Raw genomic sequence first — 22,354 nt, forward strand, 5'->3', positions numbered from 1 at the left:
GGTGTCAGATGCATATCAGCTATCGGTTCAGTCTGGCTGAGGTGCCCGGATATCAGAAAGACTGTTATTGATCTCGCATATGAGAGCGGTCTGGTCCATGGTCATCTCGTGTCTGATGGCTTCTGGTAAGGCGTGTATCGCTGTATGAACGTGAAACGTGCTCACCAGCTTAATGGAATAGCAGAGAGGCTTTAATATGTCCGACTTTATTCAGAATCTGGTAGGCAAGGTTGAAGGCGCTCTGGGCGTCGATCTTCAGGGGGGCGTGCAGGAACAGCTTCAGAAACTGCTTCAGCCGGAAATGATTCAGAACATTCTGACGCAGGCTGATCAGGCCGGGCTGGGTGACAAGGTGCGGTCCTGGATTGGTCAGGGCAGCAATGTTCCGGCCACGGCTGATGAAATCCGCAATATTCTGGGCAGCAGCACGGTGCATGATCTGGTAGAGCGCACCGGCCTGCCGGTGGATGCCGTGCTGGGCGCGCTGGCCCATTTCCTGCCGGACGCGGTGGACAAGAACACACCGGAAGGCACGCTGCCTTCTGCCGGGCCGACCAAGGAAGCCTGATGCGGTTGAGCCCCCGGCCTGCGGGCCGGGGAGTTTTGCCTCCCTGCGGCACTGTGCAGGATTGAAACGTGCAACATGGCGGATAATCCGTTATGATACCCGCATGACTCTAGGTGAGCGCATCACGCGCATTGATAGCTGGCTGCTGGATGAACTCTGTCAGCCCCTTGCGGACAGGCTGCCCGAGCGCCTGCCTGCGCTTGAAGTGGGCATGAGCTGCCAGCTCGGCTCTCTGCTGCTCTCTGCTGTGTCCATCATCGCCGTGTTTGTGATCGGCGGGATGGAAGATATTTCCAACATGATGTTCAACGTGCTGGTCTGGGGCCTGTGCGTCACATTTTTTATTGGCCTGAACCGCATGCGCGTGCTGGTTCAGCCCGGCAGGCCCAACCCTTTGCGGTTCATGCTGGTGGGGGTGCGGCTGGTGTCCCTCCCGTTTACAGCCTATGTGCTGTATCAGGCGTTTGATGCTCCCGCGCCGTTTCAACTCCCCATGTGGTTTAACGCGCTGTCCAATATCGTGTTTGCCGTGGGGCTGTATTTCATTTCCTGCCAGCCCCGCCCGCCCCAGCGCCGTGCGCGGGAGGATATCTGGGCGCGCACCCCGCTTCATGAAGTGGGCCGCAGTTAGGCGCAGGCTTTAAACGCGCCGGGTGATGCGCCTTAAAATACGGTATTCACTGCAAATTGTGGGGCCATTTTCACGCCTGTATTATGCCCGGCATAGTAAATGGCGCAGCCGGCAATAACGCCCCATCGCGCATTCCAGTTATATTCAACGGCCGGAGCAATCTGCCAGTCTGTTGAGGCCGCGCTGATTTTATCAACGCGGCTCCCGGTGCCAGTATGCCCCTTCAGGTGGGTGCCATTGGCCCAGTCCCGTGCAAGATCCATGGCCAGAACCCAGCGCTGGTTCAGCCCGTATTCCAGAGAAAATCCGGTCTGCCCACTCATGCCGGGGCGCGCCTGCCCGCGAAACCCGACGGCTGTGCCATAACTGCTGATATCCCGAAGATGCGCGCTGGTCAGGGCTCTGCGCCACCAGTTCCATACGCGCAGCCGCAGGGCGTGGTTGCCGGGCAGGGTGTAGGTGGATTGTTCCGTTATGGCCATGCGGAAAACAAAAGCCCCGGCGCCCGTGCCATCCTGTGCGGAGCGCAGGTGTGAATAAGCCCCGGTAGGCAGAACAACGCCGGCAAAAAGATTGAGGTCGGGAATAAACCGTTTGGCGTCCGGGTGGAGAAAGCGCCAGATGAAATCAACCGGAAAATCACCAAACTGTGGCCCGTGCGTGTGTCCGGCCGTGTGTTTCCACCCATAGCTGACAACGGTGTGGGCCTGAATGCTGATGTCATCCGTAATGCCATACTTCCACAGGGTGGAATTGCTGATGGTTTGCTGGCGTGGATGCAACGGATGGCTGGTGCCGTTGGCCGCAAAGGTACCGATGGGTTGGCTATAGGAATAATAAGGCTCAACCCCGCCGTCTCCCGCATGAGACTTGGCGCCTGAGGGGGAGACCAGAGACCCGGTATACCACTGGGAGTCTGCTTGTGCCGTGTGCAGGGGGGATGTAAGGGCAGATCCGATCAACACTGCACGGAAAATGTGGGAGGACGACAGCCTGACCATTGCCTTTAAAACAGCCTTTTTCTTTTTATTTTGGCTGAGAGAAAGCAGTAAAATCCCATGAAATCAACAAGAGGGGAAGATTTTTTTTAAAGATTTTTCTATTGTTTTTAAAACAAGAGGAGTCTTTGAGGCGAATAACGATATTTTTACTCTCTTTTTCCGCGACATCAAAAATCTATTGTTTCGATTGTTTATCTATTCTGGTGTCGTCACTTTGTGGAGAGGGAAATGGCGGTTGCCTGGCGGAGTACTCTTCAAATATTTCCGCCAGTGGCGTAAAAAACGCCCAAATAGTGGCGAAAAAACAGAACAAAGGAAGCACGCAATGGCTATCGGGACGCAGTCCGTCAACACAAGACGGCGGACTTATGCCATTTTGGCAGCTCTGGTTCTGGGGGTGTTGAGCGGCCTTTTCATTCATACGCTCTCCCCTGCCGTCATTCATTTTTCCGAGCAGGCCGCTACCCTCATGACGGGGATTTTCCTGCGTCTGATCAAGATGGTCATTGCGCCGCTGGTGTTCGCCACGCTGGTGAGCGGCATTGGCAAGCTGGGGGATGATACGCAGGTTTTCCGCATCGGGGGTAAAATCCTGCTGTGGTTTGTCAGTATGTCCTTCGTGTCCCTGATGATCGGGCTGCTGGCGGGTAATATCCTTCAGCCGGGCGCGGGCTTTGTGCCTCCTGCCACGGGAGACCTCGGGTCGCTGAAGCACCCGTTCCAGCCGGTTGAATTCCTGCTGCATATTGTGCCCACCAGCGCGCTGGATGCCATGGCGCGGAACGATATTCTCCAGATTGTTGTCTTTGCCGTTCTGTTCGGCCTCGCCCTGCCTGCCGCGGGTAAGGCCGGAAAAACCATGCTCGGCTGGACGGAGGAGCTGGGGCACATCATGCTGCGGATGACAGATATGGTCATGCTGCTGGCCCCCATGGCGGTATTCGGGTCCGTAATGGGGAGTGTGGCCCAGAGCGGCGGCGGGATGCTGATTCAGTACAGCCGCTTTCTGGTGGAGTTCTACGGCACCATTCTGGTGCTGTGGGCGGTGCTCACCACGCTGGCTTTTCTGGTGCTGGGCCGCAGGATCAAAGATCTGATCCGTGAACTCATCCAGCCGCTCATTCTGGGGTACGCCACCGCCAGCAGTGAATCCGTCTATCCGCTGCTTCTGGAAAAGCTGGAGGATTTCGGTGTGCCCAGCCGCATCAGCGGGTTTGTGCTGCCGTTGGGCTACAGCTTCAATCTGGATGGCTCCATTCTGTTCCAGACCTTTGGGGCGCTGTTCATTGCGCAGGTTTATGACATCCATCTCTCCATGGCCCAGCAGTTTACCATGGTGATGGTCATGATGCTGAGCAGCAAGGGGATTGCCGGTGTGCCGCGCGCCTCCATCGTGACGCTGGTGGCCGTGCTCCCGCAGTTCGGCCTGCCGGAAGCCGGCATTACGCTGATCCTCGGGATCGACCATTTTCTGGACATGGCCCGCACCGCCACCAACGTGCTGGGCAATGGCTACGCCGCCGCCATTTCTGCCAAATGGGAAGGGGTTCTGTCCGATGGCCCGACGGATGATGTCATTTAAGGCGTATCCAGCCTGAGGCTGCGCCCCTGTTAACGGTGTCTGTGCAGCCAGCACACACCTGATCGCGTCTTCTGCTCAGCCGGTTCAGGCAGAGCCGGCCGGGCCGGAGGCGGGCTGCGAGGTTTTCAGTAAAGCGTGCTCCGTGAAAACGCGCATGCTCACGATGCGTCTCATTACAGCGCACGGAGCCAAAGCAGGGGCAGGCGAGACAGGCGGACGGGCCTGATTGCGCACCAGCCCGGACTGCCCGCTTGCTCCCGACTTTCCGCGTGATTGTAAAACTGTGTGCGGGGGTGTTTGTTCGCCTGCCTGCGTCTTGTCCGCTTGGCGGGGCAATCCGTGCTGCGGTTACGGAGACTGGGCTACCGTCACAGGCCGGATTTCTGCTTTGCCGAGCATCATGTGTGATCAGAATAAAAAGTCTCGGTGCAGGCTGTAAAAGCGCTCGGTACTGTATTGTCAGCACCTGCGTGTGACAGTTGACCATCCTGCTCCAGAAGGCCCATGCGTGCCAGTGCCAGTGCCAGTGCCAGTGCCAGTGCCAGTGCCAGTGCCAGTGCCAGATTTTTGCGGGTCAGCAGTCAGACGAACGCTGGAAAAGCCCTTCAGGCGGTATCAACCTTTTCTTTCCAGCGTTCGTTCTCCGTCACGCGCATGGGTAGTACGCGGCAGAAATCGGCCACGGCCTGAATTCGCCCGTTTGTTCTTCGTTGCGCGTGGGCAGCGTTCTCAGGGATTATCCTGCTCGTGCTCCCCTTCGGCGATACGGGCCTGTATGGCCGCGCGCCACGGGGCGTCCTTCGGGGCAGCATCAAGGGCCTTGCGGAACAGATCCAGCGCCTGCGGTGTGACGTGGCTTGCCGCCCGTGTCAGCGCCTCGCCCGTGCGGGCGGCCACTTCAGGGTCAAAACCCAGAGAAAGTGCATGGGTCCAGGCCTCGGCGGCTTCGGCATAGTGTTCGCGGCCTGCCTCGGCCTGCCCTAGAAGCAGGTAGCCCTGCCGCGCATTAGGGTCATCCGCCGGGATGGTGGCCAGTGCGGCTTTCAGGCGCTGGATGACGGCATCCCCACGCGTGTTTGCTTCATGCTGGCGCACCAGACGAGGGCCAAGCGGTTGCGCGGGCAGGGAGGGGTATCCGTTGGTCAGATACAGGGCAACGGAAGCCAGCGGGATGAGGGCCAGAGCACCCCATACGGCAAGGGGGGGAATGCTGTCATCCGCGCGGGTGGGGGCGGTATCCGCCACCAGAATGCGGCGCTGGATTTCCAGCCGGGCGATGTCATGCTCCGCCGGGGCAATCAGGCCGATATCCAGATCACGGTCAATTTCAGAAAGCTGGGCGTCATGCAGCGCCAGCGCGGCACTGCGCTCGTCCCGTACATGCCGGGTGCGTCGCCACAGGGGCAGGGCGGCCGGAACCAGAGCCAGGCCGCTTAACAGCACGATGGAAAGCCAGATCATGCGCTTGGTCCTTTATCGGTGTGGCCATTATCGGGCTGGTCTGTGTCTGGTCGGCCGGTGTCGTGCTGGCCTGCGTTTTTGGCAAGGCTGGCCAGCCGGGCCTTTTCTTCCGCTGTCAGGGGCGGCGGAGCGGCAGGTGTTGTGCGTCTGGTGCGGTAGGAGAAAAACGCAATGCCCAGCCCCAGCAGCAGAGCCAGAACCGGCATGCTCCATAGCAGCAGGGTGCCGAGGGAGAAAGGCGGGCTGAGGCGAATGAAGTTGCCATAGCGCTGGACCATCCAGGCCATGATCTGGCTGTTGCTCTCGCCTTTGGCAACGTGCTCACGCACCACGCGGCGCAGGTCCCGTGCCAGCCCTGCGCTGCTGTCCTCAATAGATTCATTCTGGCAGACCAGACAGCGGAGCTGGGAGCCAATGGCTTCGGCCCGCGCTTCTTCCTGCGGGTTGGGCAGCATTTCGGAAGGGTCATCCACTGCCAGAACCAGTGCCGGAGCCACAAGCAGGGCGCAGCCCAGAAGCAGGGCGGACAGGCGGCGCAGCATCATGATTTTTTCAGGCTTTCCAGCAGGGGCATCAGTGTGCCGCGGATGGTGTCTACATCCAGCGGGGCGGCGCTGTGCCAGCGGATCACGCCGCCGGGGCCGATCAGGAAGGTTTCCGGCACACCGGAAATACCCCAGTCGATCCCTACGCGGCCATCCCGATCACTTCCCAGACGGGTGAACGGGTTTCCGGAATGCTTGAGGAAACCAGCCGCGTTCTCCGGGCGATCCTTATAGGCAATGCCCCACAGGGGGAGGTCATCCTTCAGAGCCATCAGGGTTGGCATTTCCGCAAGGCAGGGGATGCACCATGAGGCAAAGAAATTGACCAGCACCGGCTGGGTGAGCGCCCGCAGATCCTGCGCGCCAAAGCCTTGACCAGGCGCCTGATCAGGCACGCTGAAATCCGGCACCGGGCGGTTGAGCACGGGGGCGTGGATGTCATGCGGGTTGAAGGAGCCGCGCTGCATGCCGGACAGCATTTTCCAGAATCCCACACCCGCAACCGCCGCGGCGGCAAGGGGGGCGGCCATCAGCAGCCGCCGGCGCTTCATGTTTTCAGGAGGGGTGCTCATGCTGCCGTCACCGTATTGGGGGAAGAGTGGGCACGGCGCGGTGCGCCCACACGCATGCGCCGGTCAGACAGGGAAAGCGCGCCGCCAATCGCCATGATCAGCGCGCCCAGCCACATCCAGGGGGCCAGAGGGTTGTAATGCAGGCGTAGTACATAGGTGGGCGCGGCATCCGTTCCGTGTTTATCCCCCAGCACGCCATACAGGTCCGCCAGCAGATTGGTGTGGATGGACACCTCCGTGGTGGTCTGGTTCTGGCTGTTAAAGCTGCGCTTGGAGGGATGCATGATGGTGATGAGCCTGCCGTTATGCCGCACCTCAAGAGTTGCGGTCAGGGCAGTATAGTTCGGGCCGGGTTCCTGCGTGACGTTGGTGAGTGTCCAGTCATATCCCGCCAGATGTTCGGTGGTGCCAACCGGCACTTCCACAATCTTGTGCTGTGCCTGAGACATGGCGGCCAGCCCCAGAACCGTCACGCCCACACCGGCATGGGCAATGGCCGTGCCGAAAATGGAGCGGGGCAGCATGCGTGCCCGCTGGAGGCTGCCGGAAAGCGGCATGCGGAACAGCCGCACGCGCTCCGTCAGATCCAGCACGGAGGCAAGGATCACCCACACGGCCAGAGCGCTGCACAGGATGGGCAGAATGCCGGACATGCCAAATGTTGCCACAGCAAAGGCCACCGCCGCCAGCAGGGCGGCAATCCACAGCCGTTGCAGCACCGGCCAGAGCTGTGCGCGCTTCCAGGGCAGCATGGGGCCAAAGCCCATGAAAATGAACAGCGGGATGGCCAGCGGAATGGTCGTGGCATCAAAGAACGGTTTGCCGACGGAAATGGTGCGGTCAAACAGCAGGGACATGAAGGGCGGGTACATGGTACCTGTCAGCACAACGGCGCACAGGGAGCACAACAGGATATTGTTGAGCACCAGCGCGCCCTCACGCGAGACAGGCGCGAACAGGCCGCCCGCCGTGAGGGAGGGCGCACGCCAGGCAAACAGGGCGAGTGACCCACCGATCACGATAGCCAGCAGGCCGAGAATGAAAATGCCGCGGGCCGGGTCATTCGCAAAGGCATGCACGGAGTTCAGAATGCCCGAGCGCACAAGGAACGTGCCGGAGAGCGAGAACGAGAACGTGGCAATGGCCAGCAGCACGGTCCAGATTTTCAGGCTTTCGCGCTTTTCCACCACAATGGCGGAATGGATGAGAGCCGTTCCCGTCAGCCAGGGGATGAGGGAGGCGTTTTCCACCGGGTCCCAGAACCAGTAACCGCCCCAGCCCAGCACGTAATAGGACCACCAGGAGCCAAGGGCGATGCCGCAGGTCAGGAAGCACCATGCCGCCACGGCCCACGGGCGCACCCAGCGGCCCCATGCGGCATCCACCCGCCCTTCGATCAGCGCGGCAATGGCGAAGGCGAACGGCACCGCAAACCCGACATAGCCGGTGTAGAGAACCGGCGGATGGAAGGCCAGACCGGGGTCCTGCAGCAGGGGGTTCATGCCCTGCCCATCCATCGGGGCGGGCCAGACACGGGCAAACGGGTCTGATGTGGTGAGGGAAAACAGCTCAAACCCGGCGGCCACAGCCCCCAGCACCGCAATCACCCGTGCGCGCAGGGCTGAGGGCAGATTGCGCCCGAACGCGGCCACTGCCGCCCCGCAGAACCCCAGAATAAGGGCCCACAGCAGAATGGAGCCTTCATGGTTGCCCCACACCCCGGTGATTTTATACAGCAGCGGCTTGGAGACAGCGCTGTTGGCCGCAACGTTCTGGACCGAAAAATCGTCCGTCACAGCGGCATTCACCAGACACAGGAAAGACGCCAGCAAAGCCAGCAACTGGCCGACAGCCAGCCCCGGGGCGAGCATCATCACCCGTCTGTCGCGCCGCTGCGCGCCGATAAGAGGCAGAATGCCCTGCGCGGCGGCAAGGATGCAGGCCATGGCCAGCGCATAATGTCCGAGTTCAGGGCTCAGCATGTCAGAAGGGTGTCTCCGGGTGGCGGGCTGTCAGAACAGCGGAAGAGGGATGGCAGGTGAAAAAACCTGCCACGCCGGGGTCAGGAAAGGCGGGGTGCCGGGGCGGCACGGCATGGGGCTCAGTTGCCCGCGGGGAGCATCTTTTTCGCATCCTGCGCCGTCATGCTGTTCCAGCTTGCGGCACTCGGGGGCGGGCCGAAGCGCGGGTCCCATTTGCCGGATTTTTTCAGGGCTTCCGCTACTTCCTTCGGCATATAGGTTTCATCATGCTTGGCCAGAACTTCACTGGCGACAAATCCATCCTTGTGCATGGTGCCCACCGCCACCACGCTCTGCCCCTCACGGAACAGATCAGGCAGGATTCCTTCATAGCGTACCGTAATGGCGGCCTGTCCATCTGTCACATCAAAGCGGGCAATGGGGGTTTCCCCCTGCTTTTCCCGTTTGACGGAACCCGCCACCACCATGCCGCCCAGCCGCACGGTGCGGTCTGCCGGAGGAGGGGAGGCCGCCACCTGAGAGGGGGTGACAAAGAAGACGATATCGGAGGAAAACGCCTTGAGCATAAGGGCGGCTGCGGCCCCGAGGCAGGCAACGCAGGCGATGACGAGCCAGAGGCGACGTGTCTTGCGGGTCATAGAGGTGAGGTGGCTCCTGTGGTGCGGTCAGATGGGCGTTCGAGAACGGCCAGCTGCGTACGAGCCTGCTTCAGGCGGAGGGCGGCTCCGATGGACAGAACCAGAGCGATGAGCGTGGCCAGACCATAGCTGGCCAGAATATAGGGCAGATGCGTCATGCGGCGTCTCCCTGCAAGGTGGTCTGCGTGGCGTCCGCACGGCGGCGCGGGCTGGAGAGCAGGCTGCGGATGCGGCTTTCCATCACGGCGGCCCGGGTGCGGGCCAGCACAATGGCGGCAAATCCGAGCGAAAACCCGAGGGTGGAGAGAGCAAGCGGCCACAGCATGGAAGAGGACATGGTGGGGGCCCCTGTCAGCGTAATGCTGTCCGGCTGGTGCAGGGTGTTCCACCATTGCACGCTGAACTTGATAACAGGCAGATCCACCGCGCCGGCCAGCGCCAGAATGGCCGCGGCTTTGTAGCCCCGCTGCGGGTCATCAAACGCGCGGATAAGGGCGATATGGCCGAGATACAGGAAGAAGAGCACCAGAACGGAGGTCAGCCGGGCATCCCACACCCACCATGTGCCCCACATCGGCTTGCCCCACAGGGAGCCGGTGGCTAGACACAGCGCGGTAATGCAGGCACCCACAGGTCCGATTTCCACCGCAGCGAGATCCGCCAGCGGATGCCGCCAGACCAGCGAGAGCACGGCGCACACAGCAAGCCCCGCATAACCGGCAGAGGCCAGCATGGCAGCCGGGACATGCACATACATGATGCGGACGGAATCTCCCTGCTGCCAGTCGGCAGGGGAGAAAAACAGCCCCCAGCCCAACCCCGCGAGGGTGAGCAGCAGAGCAGGCCAGGTCAGCCAGGGTTGCAGACGTGCGCCCAGCTTGAGAAACCGGCCGGGGTTGGCATACCGATGGAAAAAAGCCCCGGTACGCGCGACAAGGGTCGGTGTGGCGCTCAAATGTCAGTCCGTTCCGTTATCTGAACAATCAGGTTGGCGTGCAGTGGCCTTATGCCGGATTTCCGGTTGGGGCATGCGCTCGCGCACCTTTTACATCATTCGAGCCATCTTGACACGAGGCAGTTATTCATGGGCGTCCTGTTCCGACAACACAGCGGAGAGAACACATGTTGTTTGCCATTATTTGCACAGATCGCCCCGGCGCCCTCGAAATACGCAAGGCAACCCGTGAGAAGCATCTGGCTTTTCTGGAAACATATAAAAAGGCGATTCAGTTCGCCGGTCCTCAACTTGACGTGAGCGGCAACCCCTGCGGCAGTCTGGTGCTGCTGGATGTGCCCGACCGCGCGGCGGCGGAAGGCTTTGCCGCGGCGGACCCGTATGCGGAGGTCAACCTGTTTGAAAGCGTGATTGTGCGCCCGTTACGGACCGTGTTCCGTGATGGCGCTCTGGTGGAATAGCCATGGCGTACTGGTTGATCAAAAGCGAGCCTGACGCCTTCAGTTGGGATGAGCAGGTGGCGAACGGGGTGGAACCCTGGACCGGGGTGCGGAACCATCAGGCCAAAAAAAATCTTGCCGGCATGAAGCTGGGTGACCGCGCCTTTTTCTACCACTCCAATATCCAGCGCGCGATTGTGGGCGTGGTGGAGATCGTGCGGGAAGCCTACCCGGACCTCACGGCAGAAAGTGGCAACTGGGTGTGTGTGGATGTCAAAGCCATCGGCCCCATGCCCAATCCTGTCACGCTGGCGGATATCAAGCAGGATGCCGCACTGGCTGACCTTGCTCTGGTTCGCCAGTCCCGCCTTTCCGTGTGCCCCGTCTCCGCGGAGCACTGGCGGCATTTATGCCAGATGGGCGGCTGGACGGGGGACTGACAGCCTCCGGGTTGTGAAAAGCCTGAGTGCCGAAAAAAAAGGGAGCGGCCCGGCAAGGCTGCTCCCTTTTTTCATGCATCGTTTCCGTATGCCGGTTACGGTGTTCAGCCCTGTGTGGCGAGCATCCAGAGCTGGCCCGCGCGGTTGCCGGAGCGGCAATAGGCGAAGATCGGGCCGGGCAGGGTGTTGAGGGTTTCCTGCATGATGATCACGGCATCAGAGGAAGGCGCCTGCCCGCCCTGAACAGGGATGGAGATAAAGGAGAGGCCAGCCTGCTTTGCGGCCTCTCCAATGGTTTCGGCTGTCGGCTGGCCGGGGTCTTCACCATCGGGGCGGGTGCAGACAATGGTTTTGAACCCGGCTTCCTTGATGGCGGGGATATCCGCAACGCTGATCTGCGGTGCGATAACAAAATCGGGGGACAGGCTGCGATAAGTCATGGTCGGCAAAATCCTCACGAAAGCAACATGCTCATACGTATTTTTCCCTTTTAGGCCCGGAGGCTTCAGGCGGAAAGAGGTGGCAGCCCTGCGGTGGCGGTATTCCGGTATGCACGCTACTCTCTGATCCAAGCGCAAGAGTGTCTGGCGCGGAAAAGCAGGGGAGGCATGAGAGATGCAGGAAAGTCCGGATTTTTCAGATGTTGTTGCGGCCTCCATTCGCCTGAGAGGACACGCGCACCGCACACCGGTTCTGACCTCTCGGTATTTCAATAACCTCAGCGGTGCTGAGTTGTTTTTCAAGGCGGAGAATTTTCAGCGTGTCGGGGCGTTCAAGTTCCGTGGGGCGCTGAACGCCATTTTGTCTCTGCCCGAAGAGGTGCGCCGGCGCGGTGTGGTGGCGTATTCTTCCGGCAATCATGCGCAGGGAGTCGCTTGTGCCGCGCAGCAGGCGGGTATTCCTGCCGTAATCGTAATGCCGGAGGATGCTCCCGCCGTGAAACTGGCGGCAACCCGAGGGTATGGCGCGCATGTGGTGACATATGACCGCTATACGCAGGACCGGCAGACCATTGCCGCAGCCATTGCAGCGGAACGCGGGGCGACAGTGCTGCCGCCGTTTGACCACCCGGATATTGTTGCCGGGCAGGGCACCGCAGCACTCGAACTGTTTGAAAAAACCGGCCCGCTGGATGCACTTTTCGTGCCGATTGGTGGCGGTGGCCTTGCGTCCGGCTGTGCGCTGGTGGCGGAGGCTGTCTCTCCGGGATGCGCCGTGATCGGGGTGGAACCCGCCGCCGGAGATGATGCGCGGCAGTCACTTGCCGCAGGCCATATTGTGCAGATTCCCGTGCCGAAAACACTGGCGGACGGCGCGCAGACCACCGCCATCAGCCCGCTGACATTCGGAATTCTGCGCAGGCTTCTGCGTGAGATTGTCACGGTGGAGGACGCTGTTCTGGTGGAGACCATGCGCACACTGGCGGAGCGGATGAAAATTATTGTGGAACCAACCGGCTGCCTTGGTGTGGCGGCTGCCCTTGCCGCAGCGCCGGAGTGGCAGGGCAAGCGCGTGGGTGTCATTATTTCCGGCGGGAATGTTGATATGACACAGTTTGCGCGGATGGTTGCTGGATTTTAAAACTTCCAGACTGGCGTTATGATTTTGATGCTGTGGAGTTCGAGGGTGCTACAGCGTTTGATCAGGCCTTAAAAACGCCGGGGCTGCATACGGTGCGTAAAAAAGTGGCGTATGTGCCTCGGCGGCCTGTGTTGCCGCCAGATGTGGTTGCGCGTCTGTCCGGTGAACTGTTCTGGAGAAACCCGGAACGAAACCCCGGACAGGCGACGGTTCTGGCGTAGGAGCGGGAGTGCCGCTCCGCCTTAACGGTGAATGAAATACAGGTCTGAATACAGGTCTTTCAGAGCCGCCTTGTTGGCCATGCAGCGGCGGACCAGATGCGCACGCAGGTCAAACGCGGCTTTTTGCACCATCGGGTCTTTGGAAGGGTTATCGAATGCCGGATAGCGCGCAATGCAGGCTTTCAGGTCCGGGTTGCTCATGTCCAGCCCGGCTTCGATCTGCTTCATGGTCGTGGCGTATTTCTGCGAAACTTCCGTATCGGAATGCCATTCGCTCAGGGCGGACTGCACATCCCCGTTGCGGATCAGATAGGTGAAGGTCAGAAACCCGCTTTCTGGTGTGCCATCTGGTTTTTGCACGGTCAGGCGGCAGGCTCTCTGGAAATAGGGCGGCAGGCTGAGGTCCGGCATGGCGGAGGCCTGCGTAACGGTGACCGGCGCGGTGGGCTGGAAGGCCGTATCCGGCTTTTCAGCTTTGGGCGATGCGGTGTCGGCCTGTGCGGCCTGCGCACGCTGCATGGCTTCGGACAGGATGGTGTCATACCGGTGCGCGTAACAGAAGGCGGGGTCTGTCCGGGCCTGTGCCAGAGCAGAGTGATAAGCTTGCTGCTGCGGGGTTTCCGCACAGCCTGCGGCCCCCAGAACAGCCACAGCGCAGGCGGCGCGCAGCAGATGCTGCCAGTGAAGGGGGCGGGCCAGACGAGAAGGCGATGTGAAGCGCGGCATGGCGAACTCCTTTTGGCGCACATTCTGCGCCTGTGTGGTCTTGCGTTCTTTTGTGTTAAGCGCTCCCCGCGCGAGTGACAATAGCGGGGGGCAGGAACCTGAACCTCGCGGAAGATATGGATAAACGTGGCAACTTCTGCGGTCGCCGGGCTTTGATGAAGGGCGGTAAGACGGATGCCCGGCAGATGGGAGGCATAGGCCAGACGGGGGGCGCATCGTGTCGCTTTTCGGGCGTCCTGTGTTACATACTTTTTTGTAGAACAGATTTTTGCGGGCGCTGGAATGCGCCCCGGCCCGCCTTTCGGGGTGTTGGGCAGAGCAGCAGAAAGGGCACAGATGAGCACGCAGGACATGACGGGCAGCGAGATAGTGACGCTCAGGCTCAGCGGCCATGAACTGGGAGAGCTGGAACAGGCTCTGGAGCAGGTCGAGTCTGGCAAGGGCGTTCTTGTGCGGCTGGCGGACCTGATGGGGGGGGCCGTGGGCCATGCCACACGGCTGGGCCTGCGCGGGCTGGGTATGGCCCCCGGTCTGGAAGATAAACTGCGCGGGCTGGCGGAAACCGCCATCACCCGTGCGTTCGATGTCGCTATTCTGGGGTTGCGCAGCCCGACGGATGCTCCGGCGGAACCGCAGCCGTGGCGCGGCCCTGCGCTGCAGGCGGCGGTGGCGGTTTCCGGTGCTGTGGGTGGTTTTGCCGGTCTTGCGGGGCTGGCTCCCGATATCAGCTTTACCACGCTGACCATCATGCGTGAGATCGGCCGTATTGCGCGGGAAGAAGGGGAGGATTTGTCCGACCCGGATGCGCGCCGCGCCTGTCTGGAAGTGTTCGCGCTGCGGGCCTTCCCCAATGCACGGAAGGATGATGAGAGCGAACTGGGCTATTTCTCGGCCCGTGCGCTGCTGCGTGGCCGCCCGGTGGTGATGCTGATTGCGGAAGTGGCCTCACATTACGGTCTGGCACTCGGGCAGAAAGTGTCTGTTCAGCTTATGCCCGTTGCGGGGGCGCTGTGCGGCGCTTCTCTCAATACGGCCTTCCTCAACCATTATCGCGCGCTGGCGCGGGCGCATTTCACCATTCGTCGGCTGGAGCGGGAACATGGCCCGGTGGTGCGGGATACCGCGGAAGCTCTGCGTGATCAGGCTGCGGCACGGGGTGGCCGGGCGTCCTGAACCGGCTCGGGAGTAACGCCGGGGCAAGGTAGCCCCGGCCTCACTTCCGGCTGGTATTGTGCCCGTCAGGTTGCTTTTTTGGAGCCGGCATTCTGCACAGGTGCCGGTTCTCTGGCGAAGAAGGTGCCGAAAAGTGCCAGAGCCAGCAGCGTGGTACCGATGGTGATACAGGTCTGCCGGTAGTGAAAATCTATCAGGTTCACCACGAAGCAGGCGATGATGCCCAGCAGGCAGGCCAATCTTAAATTCATGATCGTTTCTTTCCTCTTCAGGCGGTAACCGGGGAGGGCAGCGGCTTCCCTGCTGCCAGAGCCGCGACATTGTCCAGCGCCAGCATGCTCATGGCCGTGCGGGTTTCCACGGTGGCGCTGCCAGTATGGGGTGTCATGAAAATATTGGGAAGTGCGAGCAGGCGCGGGTTGGGGTGGGGTTCGTTCTGATAGACATCCAGCCCGGCACTGAACAGATGGCCGGACCGCAGGGCGTCAATCAGCGCGGTTTCATCCACCAGAGAGCCACGGGCCGCGTTCACCAGCACACTGCCGCGTGGCAGCAGGCCCAGTGTGCGGGCTGTCATCAAAGGTGGGGCCCCCTGTGTGCCGGGCATATGCAGGCTGAGAATGGTGCAGTGCGGCAGCATGTCTTCCAGAGTTTCAAAATAGGTCGCCCCTTCTTCCTGCGCGGGGTCCAGCCTGCGCCGGTTGTGGTAGAGCACCTTCATCTCGAACCCGCGCGCCCGGCGTGCCAGCGCCTGCCCGATGCGGCCCATGCCGACAATACCCAGCGTTTTGCCACTCACGCGCAGGCCCAGCATTTCATCCATGCCCAAGGTGTGGCCCCAGCCGTTCTTCATCAGCGTGTAATATTCCGCAGCCCGGCGGCAGGCTGCCAGAATGAGCATCATGGTCAGATCGGCATTACAGTCGGTCAGCACATCGGGGGTGTTGGAGACTTTAATGCCGCGCGCCAGAAGGGCTGGCACATCCAGATGGTCCAGCCCGACACTGACTGTGGCAACCAGCTTCACGCAGGCCGGAATGGCGGCCACATCAGCCCCCCTCAGCGGGCTGTGGTGTGTGACCAGCATGGCGGAAGCCTGCTCTTTTTCAGCCAGCGCCAGCAGGGCGGGGGTGTCCAGCGGCGCATCCGGCGGGGGTGGTGCGATAAAGTCGGTCTCAATCCGTTTTTCAGCCGCCACAGGCAGACGTATGGAGCGGATCAGGCGGGGTTTTTCAGAAGGCATGCGCATTCCTTTTGAACAGGACAGACAGATTGAGTTTCCGTAAAGGCAGACTAGCATGAAGCCTCAGGAAAACCACGGTGGCTCTCCAGGTTGGTTTATAACGGTGAAAACGGAGGTTGGATCAGGCGTGTGTATTCAAAAAGCCGCTATATGCCTCCATGTGGAGGAGAGAGCATGATGGACGCGCTGACACCGGAACTGATTCTGGGAGCCTATTCTGCAGGCATTTTCCCCATGGCGGCCAGCGCGGAGGATGAGGACCTGCAGTGGTATGACCCGGACCCACGGGGCATTCTGCCCCTGCACGGGTTTCACCTGCCGCGCCGCCTGCAACGCACGGTGTTGTCCGGGCGGTTTGATGTCTCGGTGGATCAGGATTTTCCCGGCGTGATGAAGGCCTGCGCCGCTCCCGCAAAAGGGCGGGAGGAAACCTGGATCAATAGCGAAATCTTCCGCCTGTTCTGCGCCCTGCATGAGAGGGGCTATGCCCATAGTGTGGAATGCCGGCAGGATGGAGTGCTGGTGGGTGGCCTGTATGGCGTGGCTCTGGGCGGCGCTTTTTTTGGAGAGAGCATGTTCAGCCGTGCGACCGATGCCTCCAAGGTTGCTCTGGTGCATCTGGTGGCGCGGATGCGGGTTTCAGGCTTTATCCTGCTTGACACACAATTTGGAACGGATCATCTCGCGCGCTTTGGCGGGGTGGAGATCCCTGCGGTCGATTATAAGGCCACACTGGAAAAAGCTGTCCATATGATGCCATGTTGGCAGGCCACATTTCCCGCGCACGTGCTGGAGGCTGAAATCCGCACCCTGCGTGCGGAAACGGAAGCAGCCGCATTGCGGCACAGATAAAGACCACTCCGGCCCCGGAGCGGTCTGGATGAAAAACAGGAAAGACGAGACGCATGACACACTGCCAGCCGAGCCGGACACGCCGCCTGCTGAGCTTTTGCAGCCTTCTGGCTGCGGCACCGCTGGCGGGAGGGCTGCTGTGCCAGCCGGGTCATGCGGCGGAGGCGCAGGCCATGGCATCTCCAGCGGAGGCCTCCGCGCCTGCGGCCCCGCAGGCGGCGGACCACCCGCGCCTGATGCCCGCGCGGGATGCCACGATTGATTACGTCTTTCAGCCCCGCCCCCCCGCAGGCGGTGCGCCCGTTCCGCCCCCGGCCCTGCCGGTGCAGAACCGCCATGTGCAGGTTCTGTTTTCGGGTGATGGCGGGTTGATGCGCATTAATTACATGATCGGCATGGATGGCCCGGAAAGCCGTGGGGCCGTGATCCTGAACCGGGCGGCACAGGAAGTGCTGGTGATCCTGAATGACCGGAAGGTTTATACCCGGCTGGTGCAGCAGGAAGTGGCCCGCAGCCCGTTCCTGCTGGATATGTCCATGGCGTTCACGCGCAAGGGCCGGTCCACGATTATCGGCCAGCCTTGCACGGTCTGGGCTGTGCATTCTCCACGGGGAGACGGCTCGGCCTGCGTGACGGATGATGGCTTCATTCTGGAGCAGGATGGCGTGGATGTGGATGGCCTGAACGGGCACCTCAAGGCCATGAAAATTTCCTATGATACGGTTCCCGCCAGTGCCTTTCAGCCGCCTGAGGGCTTTCAGGAGGTCACGCCCCATGCTCCGGGCAAGCGCGGGGACGGAGAGGGGGAGGCACCGCCACCGTCTGTCATGCGGCCGGGCGGTATGCCCCGGGAGGATCATACCGGCGCACCTCTTGCCAGTGGCGGCATGCCGGGTGTAGGGCCGGTCCCCGCCATTCCGCAGGCAGGCCCTGCGATGCGTGACACATCGGACACTACGCCATGAGCCGTCTGAACATCTGCCGGGCGGTGTCATCGCGTCCGGCTGCGCCCTCTTCGCGGCCTGTTGCCAGACTTGCCATGCCGGGGCTTGCGGTCTTTCTGGCGGTTTTCCCGGGAGTGCTGCCTGCGGCGCAGGCCCAGATCCAAGCCCAGACGAGCGCATCGGCATTGCCAGCAGCGCCACCAGCACCGGTTTCCGGTTCGGCTGCCCCGGCGGCTTCCGCCGTGCCGCAGGATGCACCGTTCATCACGCCCTCGGTTGATGTTGATGTCCTGTATGAACTGACCTCGCCCAAGGGAGAGGCGGTGATGACGCAGCGGATGCGCTGGCAGGTTGCCACCCTTCGCCAGCGGCTGGACCCGGAAGGCTCCGCCCTGTTCATGATCACCTCATGGCCCGACCATACGCTGACTGTGGTGGACCCGGACCGGAAGCGCGAAAGCGTGATGCCCGCCCCCAGTCAGACGCTCACACCGCCCGGCCAGCCTGCCATGGTGGGCACCTATGCACGATTGGGTGGTTCCGTTGTGGCAGGGGAACGCTGCACTATCTGGCGCACCAGAGACGCTGACGGACATGCGAGTGATGTCTGTTACACGGCGGATGGTCTGCTGTTGCAGGTTGCGCAGCAGGGGCAGGTTACTGTCCGGGCGTTGCGCGTCACCCGGGGGGCTCAGCCGGACGAGGTTTTTGCCATCCCGGCAGGCCTGCGGAAAGAGGCTCCCGTCAGACCCTGACGCACCGGACCCTGATGAGGAAGGGGAAGGGGCATGCGGCAGCGCGACCCTGTGAGGCTGCGGCCTGTGGTGCCGGGGCGTGTGGTATCCGGGTTGCTGAGACTGGGACTGACACTGACACTGGGACTAACGTTGGGGCTGGCACTGCTCGGGCAAGGATTGGCCGCACACTGGCAGAGTGCGGCGGCATATCCGGCACAGGCAGCCCCGGCGGCGGTATCGGGGGTGGCAGCGGGCGTAGTATCGGGGACTGCCTCAGGCGCCGGGGCGACTGAGGCTGCCGGAGCCAGTCAGGGGGCGGTGTCTGTCTGCTTCAAGCCCGGAGCAGGCGCCGCGCGGGATACGGTGCTGGTGATTCCCTCCGGCACCGTGTTTGCGGGCAGCAGTGCTCCCGTGGCGCGGAACCGGAGCACCCCGATGGAAGGTGTTGTCACCACGGAAACCGTGACACTGACAGATATGCAGCCCTGTAGCGGGGCGGATGCCTCAAGCGTTGTCTCCCGCACCCGCCACTGGCTGGTAGACCCTGTGCGCCCGCAACCGGTGGTGCTGCGGCCTGTGGGCGAAGTCAGCGGGAATGGGGTTGATACCGCGTTTGGGAACGAACCCGACAGCTTTCGCAGCGCGGTGAAAACCGGCGCGCTGACGGCCCGCGTTCAGGCTGTTCTTAAGGAGACGGTGTATCTGACGGAAACACCGGCGGATATTCCTCCGGTGGATGAGAATGCCATGGGGCCGGATTGGGCCCAGCCCGACGGGCAGGGTCAGAAGAGTTTGCGCAGCACGCCGGGCAGCAGGACAGAATAGGGGTTTACCCGCAGTTCCGGGTTTTTCAGCTTTCCGGCAATCCCGAATGTCATGGCGACAAGCCCGCCGTCTTTTTCCGGGCTGAACAGCTTGCCAATGCCGGGCAGCGTGCCCGGAATCCTGTTGATGGCAAAGGCAGGCACCACGGTGCCGTTCAGGTCCAGCTTGCCACGGTCCAGATCAATGTTACCCGCAAGGGTGGCCCCCAGCGCATCATTCCCCATGCGGCCATCCTGAATGGTCATGATGCCGTCCGTAAAGGTGACTGGAATTTTGAGGTGGGAAACCTCGAATTCCGGGGCCTTGCGGGCATTTACCCAGCCATAGAGGGAGAGGTTGCGGGCCAGCAGCAGCGCGGGCGGGGCCTTTGTCAGCACGAAGGGGCTGATATCCAGCGTGCCGCTGAAAGGGGCTGTGGCTTGTGTGTCATCAAATGTGCCGTTCAGGGTGGCGTGCCCGCCCTGCACGTTGGGCAGGATGTTCAGCGCCGCCAGAAAGCCCCCCATGTCCGGGATTGTGACATGCAGCCTGCGGGTTGTCCCTTGGGGTTCCAGCGTCATGCTGGCGGGGGATGGGCTGAGTATGGTGAAGTGCATGCGCTCCAGCCGCCGCCCGTTATCTTCAAAATGCGCGGTGACTGTCTGCAGGGGCGCGCGGGTCTGGCTGTAATACAGGGCGTTGGCTGTCAGATCGATGGTCCAGGCGTTGCCTGGGGGGCCGTGCAGCGTTCCTGTGGCGGCTTCGGGCACATGGTAGCCGGGGGAGGAGGGTTTCTTTGGGGCGTTGGGGTCTCCATCCACCAGGGGGGCAAGGTCCAGCGTATCCGCATAGACACCCACCTGAATGGTTTTGTCCTGCGCGCCATAGGGCAGCACTAGGCGGGCATGGCCGGAGGAACGTGCTATTCTGAAAGAGGAAATCAGCAGTTCCGGGGCGGCTTTATTCCGCAGCAGGGCGTGCCCGCGCACATCCAGATCCGGCCCCGTGGCGCAAATATTCTCCACCGAGGTAATCCGCCCCTCCTGCAAGGCAAGGGTGGCGGCCGCCTGCGCCGGGCGACCGGCAGCCTTATGCCACAGGGGGATGACAATGCCGGATTGCCCAAGGTCCATGGCGATGGTCACGCTGCCCTGCTTGCTGGCCTTGCGGGCGTAGTCCACGGCCAGATCGGCGCTGCCATAGAAATAAGTGCCGGTTTCAATCCCGGCCGCGGCGGCTGTCTCCGGGGTGATCCGGCTGGAAAGATGCGCCTTTTCCGCCGTGTCCTGCGGCTGCAGGGAGCGGAAGTTCATGAAATAGGTGATGTCTGACGGCAGGCCGCCCAGCACGCCATGCCCGCGCAGGTCCATCTGCTGCGTGGTGGCGGCAATACTGAAGCGCCCATCAGTAATGGCGCGCCCTGCCACCACATTTCCCAGCATGGTGTGCGTGACGTCCGCATGCGCATCCACATGCATCTGGTCAGTCGTGACATGGCTTTCCAGCGGCAGGGTCAGGGAGAATTTGACGCTGGCATCCCCGGAGGGTTTGGTGAAGCTGAGCGGATGGCGGGAGAGCAGGTGCAGCCTTGGCTCTGCCAGCAGAGCCAGTATATCCCGCAGGTTTCCATGCAGTTCCGTACTGATGGTCCCCATCTGGTCCTTCTGGGAAAGGCCGGTAATCTCCATGGAGCCGGGGCCAGCGGCAATGCGCCCCGTGCCGGTGGCCCCCACATTTTTATCCGCCAGCTCCACACGCTGCGAGCCATGATCAAAATGGATTGTGAGCTTGTCCAGATCATTCACCTCGAGGTGGGCGTCCAGATTATGCAGGGGGGAGATGGGGCGCAGCCAGTGCACGGTCAGGCCAGTGCCCTCCACACTGCCTTGCAGGGAACTGAGGGTTATGCCGCTCCAGCCTTTGTCACTATGCAGCGTGATGGCGGTATGCAGGCCCTTTGCCGTGCCATCGGTGATGTTGGTATCCACCCAGCGCCGCCCGCCTTTTGCGGCTTTGGCGGGCCAGTAACCGGCCACGTCTGCAAAGGGAATGGTGGGAATATCCAGCGCCATCCGGCCCGAGAGCACGGTGGGGCTGAACAGGTCGGATGCGTTCAGTTGCCCTGTGAGGCTGACTGTAATGCCCTCATCCGGCGCGTCCGGGTGTTTCGGGTTCGCCAGATCCAGCGTCAGGCCCTGCATGGTAATGGTGGCGGGCGTATGAGGGGGGGACTGATGGTTGAGCGCCAGATGCGCGGTAAGGGTGCCGTGCTTCAGCAGATAGGTGGAGCCGCCAGCCTGAAAAGTGCCTTTTCCCAGCTCTGTTTTCAGGTCCAGTGAGGAAGGGAGCAGCCAGACGTTTTTCGGGGCGGCGGCAAAAACGGTATCGGCTGTCAGGCTGATGGGCATATCCACGGTTTTCAGCGCCGGGTTCAGGGCGGAAAAACTGGAGGGGCGCACAGGGGCCAGTGCGAGGTGCCAGCGCACGCTGTCCTGATCTGCCTGCGTGCCTTCCGCTGTCAGGCTGAGGGCAGGGGAATTGTCCTGCTGGGCCTGAAATGTGATGGCGACCGTACCGGTCAGCCCGCTTGCCCCATGCAGGCTGACGGCATGAAGCGTGGAGGTAATGGGGGAGGCAATCCAGCGGGTGTTGGTCAGCCTGTCATCAATCGTGACCTGTGCATCGGTCAGGCTCAGGCGTTCCAGACTGGATGGGTCGAGTGCTGCGTTGCCACCGGATGAGCCTCCCCGGGCGGGGGGTGTATCAATATCAAACCCGATGGCTCCATCGCGCCCCCGGCGCAGCGCCATGCGCACGCCATTCAGGTCCACCGTGCGCAATGCCAGGTTTCCGTGCATCAGCGCCAGCGGGTTCATGGTGATGCTGGCTGTGCGAATGGTGTCGGCTGTGGTTTTGTCGGCCTTGAGGATGCGGATATCATGGAGTGTGAGCACAACCGGCGCGCTCATCCCGCCGCGCAGGCCATTCCACCTGATATCGGCATGGCGAAGGGTGATGGTGGCGGCGGCCGGTTCACCAGGGCGGCCCGCCATGACGGCCAGCGGCAGGAAGGGGCGCATGAGCGGTGTGATGTTGACTGGCCCGAATATCATCCGTACCAGCAGCATGGCAGCACACAGCACCGGCACCACCAGCACGGCAGCCGCCAGAACAGTCAGAACGCGCAAGGCCCGCTTATGCAGGGGGCGCGGAAGGTCTTGACCGGTGGGCGTCAACACAGCAAGCCTTTGCGTTCCA

At 61.8% G+C, this 22,354-nt stretch carries 26 protein-coding genes; 13 read left to right on the plus strand and 13 right to left on the minus strand.

The window, feature by feature from the left end:
- Positions 1-196: 196 nt before the first annotated feature.
- Positions 197-568, plus strand: coding sequence for a YidB family protein (locus GOB82_RS01320; RefSeq protein WP_166118660.1), 372 nt, complete (start codon positions 197-199; stop codon positions 566-568).
- Positions 569-671: 103 nt separating this feature from the next.
- Positions 672-1,199: a hypothetical protein gene (locus GOB82_RS01325; RefSeq protein ID WP_166118663.1), complete on the plus strand. Its 528-nt coding sequence runs from the start codon at positions 672-674 to the stop codon at positions 1,197-1,199.
- Positions 1,200-1,231: 32 nt separating this feature from the next.
- On the opposite strand, the gene GOB82_RS01330 is transcribed toward GOB82_RS01325, so the two are convergent.
- Positions 1,232-2,200: a hypothetical protein gene (locus GOB82_RS01330; RefSeq protein ID WP_265793794.1), complete on the minus strand. Its 969-nt coding sequence runs from the start codon at positions 2,198-2,200 to the stop codon at positions 1,232-1,234.
- A 325-nt stretch (positions 2,201-2,525) separates the two neighbouring features.
- Between GOB82_RS01330 and GOB82_RS01335 the strand changes: the two genes are divergently transcribed.
- A complete protein-coding gene (locus GOB82_RS01335; protein ID WP_166118665.1) occupies positions 2,526-3,782 on the plus strand; it encodes a dicarboxylate/amino acid:cation symporter in 1,257 nt (418 codons plus the stop codon).
- 504 nt (positions 3,783-4,286) lie between these two features.
- Entirely contained in the window at positions 4,287-4,472 is a 186-nt protein-coding gene (locus tag GOB82_RS01340) for a hypothetical protein (RefSeq protein WP_166118667.1), read from the plus strand.
- Between the two features lie 39 nt (positions 4,473-4,511).
- On the opposite strand, the gene ccmI is transcribed toward GOB82_RS01340, so the two are convergent.
- The 7 genes from ccmI to GOB82_RS01375 form a co-directional block, all read right to left on the minus strand.
- The gene (gene ccmI / locus GOB82_RS01345) at positions 4,512-5,243 is read right to left on the minus strand and encodes a c-type cytochrome biogenesis protein CcmI (RefSeq protein WP_166118669.1); all 732 of its coding nucleotides are present in this window, start codon (positions 5,241-5,243) and stop codon (positions 4,512-4,514) included.
- The gene (locus GOB82_RS01350; RefSeq protein ID WP_265794086.1) at positions 5,240-5,791 is read right to left on the minus strand and encodes a cytochrome c-type biogenesis protein; all 552 of its coding nucleotides are present in this window, start codon (positions 5,789-5,791) and stop codon (positions 5,240-5,242) included. The genes ccmI and GOB82_RS01350 overlap by 4 nt, the downstream gene beginning before the upstream one ends.
- Positions 5,785-6,360 carry a DsbE family thiol:disulfide interchange protein gene (locus GOB82_RS01355; protein WP_166118675.1) on the minus strand — a complete coding sequence of 192 codons (576 nt, stop codon included), beginning with the start codon at positions 6,358-6,360 and terminating at the stop codon, positions 5,785-5,787. Before GOB82_RS01355 ends, GOB82_RS01350 begins: the two co-directional genes overlap by 7 nt.
- Positions 6,357-8,342 (minus strand): heme lyase CcmF/NrfE family subunit, encoded by a 1,986-nt coding sequence (locus GOB82_RS01360; RefSeq protein WP_166118677.1) that lies wholly within the window; start codon positions 8,340-8,342, stop codon positions 6,357-6,359. Before GOB82_RS01360 ends, GOB82_RS01355 begins: the two co-directional genes overlap by 4 nt.
- Positions 8,343-8,461: 119 nt before the next feature.
- Positions 8,462-8,980, minus strand: a complete 519-nt coding sequence (gene ccmE, locus GOB82_RS01365; RefSeq protein ID WP_166118680.1) for a cytochrome c maturation protein CcmE — start codon at positions 8,978-8,980, stop codon at positions 8,462-8,464.
- Complete coding sequence (locus tag GOB82_RS01370) at positions 8,977-9,138, minus strand: heme exporter protein CcmD (RefSeq protein WP_166118683.1); 162 nt, start codon at positions 9,136-9,138, stop codon at positions 8,977-8,979. Before GOB82_RS01370 ends, ccmE begins: the two co-directional genes overlap by 4 nt.
- On the minus strand, positions 9,135-9,935 hold the full coding sequence (locus GOB82_RS01375; protein WP_166118686.1) for a heme ABC transporter permease: 801 nt from the start codon (positions 9,933-9,935) through the stop codon (positions 9,135-9,137). Before GOB82_RS01375 ends, GOB82_RS01370 begins: the two co-directional genes overlap by 4 nt.
- A 167-nt stretch (positions 9,936-10,102) precedes the next feature.
- On the opposite strand from GOB82_RS01375, the gene GOB82_RS01380 reads away from it, so the two are divergent.
- Together GOB82_RS01380 and GOB82_RS01385 are read left to right on the plus strand one after the other, a co-directional pair.
- Positions 10,103-10,396: a YciI family protein gene (locus GOB82_RS01380; RefSeq protein WP_166118689.1), complete on the plus strand. Its 294-nt coding sequence runs from the start codon at positions 10,103-10,105 to the stop codon at positions 10,394-10,396.
- A gap of 2 nt (positions 10,397-10,398) precedes the next feature.
- On the plus strand, positions 10,399-10,815 hold the full coding sequence (locus GOB82_RS01385) for an EVE domain-containing protein (protein WP_166118691.1): 417 nt from the start codon (positions 10,399-10,401) through the stop codon (positions 10,813-10,815).
- 104 nt (positions 10,816-10,919) lie between these two features.
- Here the strand turns inward: GOB82_RS01385 and GOB82_RS01390 are convergent, their stop codons facing one another.
- Positions 10,920-11,255, minus strand: a complete 336-nt coding sequence (locus tag GOB82_RS01390; RefSeq protein ID WP_166118694.1) for a TIGR01244 family sulfur transferase — start codon at positions 11,253-11,255, stop codon at positions 10,920-10,922.
- Positions 11,256-11,430: 175 nt separating this feature from the next.
- Between GOB82_RS01390 and GOB82_RS01395 the strand changes: the two genes are divergently transcribed.
- Together GOB82_RS01395 and GOB82_RS01400 are read left to right on the plus strand one after the other, a co-directional pair.
- Positions 11,431-12,396: a threo-3-hydroxy-L-aspartate ammonia-lyase gene (locus GOB82_RS01395; protein ID WP_166118697.1), complete on the plus strand. Its 966-nt coding sequence runs from the start codon at positions 11,431-11,433 to the stop codon at positions 12,394-12,396.
- Between the two features lie 32 nt (positions 12,397-12,428).
- Complete coding sequence (locus tag GOB82_RS01400) at positions 12,429-12,617, plus strand: hypothetical protein (RefSeq protein WP_166118700.1); 189 nt, start codon at positions 12,429-12,431, stop codon at positions 12,615-12,617.
- Between the two features lie 21 nt (positions 12,618-12,638).
- Here GOB82_RS01400 and GOB82_RS01405 read toward each other — a convergent pair whose 3' ends face one another.
- Positions 12,639-13,343 carry a hypothetical protein gene (locus tag GOB82_RS01405; RefSeq protein WP_166118703.1) on the minus strand — a complete coding sequence of 235 codons (705 nt, stop codon included), beginning with the start codon at positions 13,341-13,343 and terminating at the stop codon, positions 12,639-12,641.
- 336 nt (positions 13,344-13,679) lie between these two features.
- On the opposite strand from GOB82_RS01405, the gene GOB82_RS01410 reads away from it, so the two are divergent.
- A complete protein-coding gene (locus GOB82_RS01410; protein ID WP_166118706.1) occupies positions 13,680-14,516 on the plus strand; it encodes an EcsC family protein in 837 nt (278 codons plus the stop codon).
- Between the two features lie 65 nt (positions 14,517-14,581).
- On the opposite strand, the gene GOB82_RS01415 is transcribed toward GOB82_RS01410, so the two are convergent.
- Together GOB82_RS01415 and GOB82_RS01420 are read right to left on the minus strand one after the other, a co-directional pair.
- A complete protein-coding gene (locus GOB82_RS01415; RefSeq protein ID WP_166118709.1) occupies positions 14,582-14,767 on the minus strand; it encodes a hypothetical protein in 186 nt (61 codons plus the stop codon).
- Positions 14,768-14,784: 17 nt separating this feature from the next.
- Positions 14,785-15,759 (minus strand): 2-hydroxyacid dehydrogenase, encoded by a 975-nt coding sequence (locus GOB82_RS01420; RefSeq protein ID WP_166118712.1) that lies wholly within the window; start codon positions 15,757-15,759, stop codon positions 14,785-14,787.
- A gap of 174 nt (positions 15,760-15,933) precedes the next feature.
- On the opposite strand from GOB82_RS01420, the gene aat reads away from it, so the two are divergent.
- The 4 genes from aat to GOB82_RS01440 are packed head-to-tail and all read left to right on the plus strand — an operon-like array spanning position 15,934 to position 19,117.
- Entirely contained in the window at positions 15,934-16,611 is a 678-nt protein-coding gene (aat, locus tag GOB82_RS01425) for a leucyl/phenylalanyl-tRNA--protein transferase (RefSeq protein ID WP_166118714.1), read from the plus strand.
- Positions 16,612-16,664: 53 nt separating this feature from the next.
- Positions 16,665-17,576, plus strand: a complete 912-nt coding sequence (locus GOB82_RS13335) for a DUF4412 domain-containing protein (protein ID WP_242007138.1) — start codon at positions 16,665-16,667, stop codon at positions 17,574-17,576.
- The gene (locus GOB82_RS13340) at positions 17,573-18,310 is read left to right on the plus strand and encodes a DUF4412 domain-containing protein (RefSeq protein ID WP_242007139.1); all 738 of its coding nucleotides are present in this window, start codon (positions 17,573-17,575) and stop codon (positions 18,308-18,310) included. The genes GOB82_RS13335 and GOB82_RS13340 overlap by 4 nt, the downstream gene beginning before the upstream one ends.
- 33 nt (positions 18,311-18,343) lie before the next feature.
- On the plus strand, positions 18,344-19,117 hold the full coding sequence (locus tag GOB82_RS01440; RefSeq protein WP_166118717.1) for a hypothetical protein: 774 nt from the start codon (positions 18,344-18,346) through the stop codon (positions 19,115-19,117).
- On the opposite strand, the gene GOB82_RS01445 is transcribed toward GOB82_RS01440, so the two are convergent.
- On the minus strand, positions 19,075-22,332 hold the full coding sequence (locus GOB82_RS01445; protein ID WP_242007140.1) for an AsmA-like C-terminal region-containing protein: 3,258 nt from the start codon (positions 22,330-22,332) through the stop codon (positions 19,075-19,077). The two genes, GOB82_RS01440 and GOB82_RS01445, sit on opposite strands and share 43 nt — an antisense overlap.
- Between the last annotated feature and the right edge of the window lie 22 nt (positions 22,333-22,354).

The organism is Acetobacter farinalis, assembly GCF_011516935.1.
GTDB lineage: Bacteria > Pseudomonadota > Alphaproteobacteria > Acetobacterales > Acetobacteraceae > Acetobacter > Acetobacter farinalis.

Excerpts from the sequence above, each read along its gene's own strand:
- GOB82_RS01320 (WP_166118660.1), top strand. The coding sequence starts at position 197 with ATGTCCGACTTTATTCAGAATCTGGTAGGCAAGGTTGAAGGCGCTCTG.
- GOB82_RS01325 (WP_166118663.1), top strand. The coding sequence starts at position 672 with ATGACTCTAGGTGAGCGCATCACGCGCATTGATAGCTGGCTGCTGGAT.
- GOB82_RS01330 (WP_265793794.1), bottom strand. The coding sequence starts at position 2,200 with ATGGTCAGGCTGTCGTCCTCCCACATTTTCCGTGCAGTGTTGATCGGA.
- GOB82_RS01335 (WP_166118665.1), top strand. The coding sequence starts at position 2,526 with ATGGCTATCGGGACGCAGTCCGTCAACACAAGACGGCGGACTTATGCC.
- GOB82_RS01340 (WP_166118667.1), top strand. The coding sequence starts at position 4,287 with ATGCGTGCCAGTGCCAGTGCCAGTGCCAGTGCCAGTGCCAGTGCCAGT.
- ccmI (WP_166118669.1), bottom strand. The coding sequence starts at position 5,243 with ATGATCTGGCTTTCCATCGTGCTGTTAAGCGGCCTGGCTCTGGTTCCG.
- GOB82_RS01355 (WP_166118675.1), bottom strand. The coding sequence starts at position 6,360 with ATGAGCACCCCTCCTGAAAACATGAAGCGCCGGCGGCTGCTGATGGCC.
- GOB82_RS01360 (WP_166118677.1), bottom strand. The coding sequence starts at position 8,342 with ATGCTGAGCCCTGAACTCGGACATTATGCGCTGGCCATGGCCTGCATC.
- ccmE (WP_166118680.1), bottom strand. The coding sequence starts at position 8,980 with ATGACCCGCAAGACACGTCGCCTCTGGCTCGTCATCGCCTGCGTTGCC.
- GOB82_RS01370 (WP_166118683.1), bottom strand. The coding sequence starts at position 9,138 with ATGACGCATCTGCCCTATATTCTGGCCAGCTATGGTCTGGCCACGCTC.
- GOB82_RS01380 (WP_166118689.1), top strand. The coding sequence starts at position 10,103 with ATGTTGTTTGCCATTATTTGCACAGATCGCCCCGGCGCCCTCGAAATA.
- GOB82_RS01385 (WP_166118691.1), top strand. The coding sequence starts at position 10,399 with ATGGCGTACTGGTTGATCAAAAGCGAGCCTGACGCCTTCAGTTGGGAT.
- GOB82_RS01390 (WP_166118694.1), bottom strand. The coding sequence starts at position 11,255 with ATGACTTATCGCAGCCTGTCCCCCGATTTTGTTATCGCACCGCAGATC.
- GOB82_RS01395 (WP_166118697.1), top strand. The coding sequence starts at position 11,431 with ATGCAGGAAAGTCCGGATTTTTCAGATGTTGTTGCGGCCTCCATTCGC.
- GOB82_RS01405 (WP_166118703.1), bottom strand. The coding sequence starts at position 13,343 with ATGCCGCGCTTCACATCGCCTTCTCGTCTGGCCCGCCCCCTTCACTGG.
- GOB82_RS01410 (WP_166118706.1), top strand. The coding sequence starts at position 13,680 with ATGAGCACGCAGGACATGACGGGCAGCGAGATAGTGACGCTCAGGCTC.
- GOB82_RS01415 (WP_166118709.1), bottom strand. The coding sequence starts at position 14,767 with ATGAATTTAAGATTGGCCTGCCTGCTGGGCATCATCGCCTGCTTCGTG.
- GOB82_RS01420 (WP_166118712.1), bottom strand. The coding sequence starts at position 15,759 with ATGCCTTCTGAAAAACCCCGCCTGATCCGCTCCATACGTCTGCCTGTG.
- aat (WP_166118714.1), top strand. The coding sequence starts at position 15,934 with ATGATGGACGCGCTGACACCGGAACTGATTCTGGGAGCCTATTCTGCA.
- GOB82_RS13335 (WP_242007138.1), top strand. The coding sequence starts at position 16,665 with ATGACACACTGCCAGCCGAGCCGGACACGCCGCCTGCTGAGCTTTTGC.
- GOB82_RS13340 (WP_242007139.1), top strand. The coding sequence starts at position 17,573 with ATGAGCCGTCTGAACATCTGCCGGGCGGTGTCATCGCGTCCGGCTGCG.
- GOB82_RS01440 (WP_166118717.1), top strand. The coding sequence starts at position 18,344 with ATGCGGCAGCGCGACCCTGTGAGGCTGCGGCCTGTGGTGCCGGGGCGT.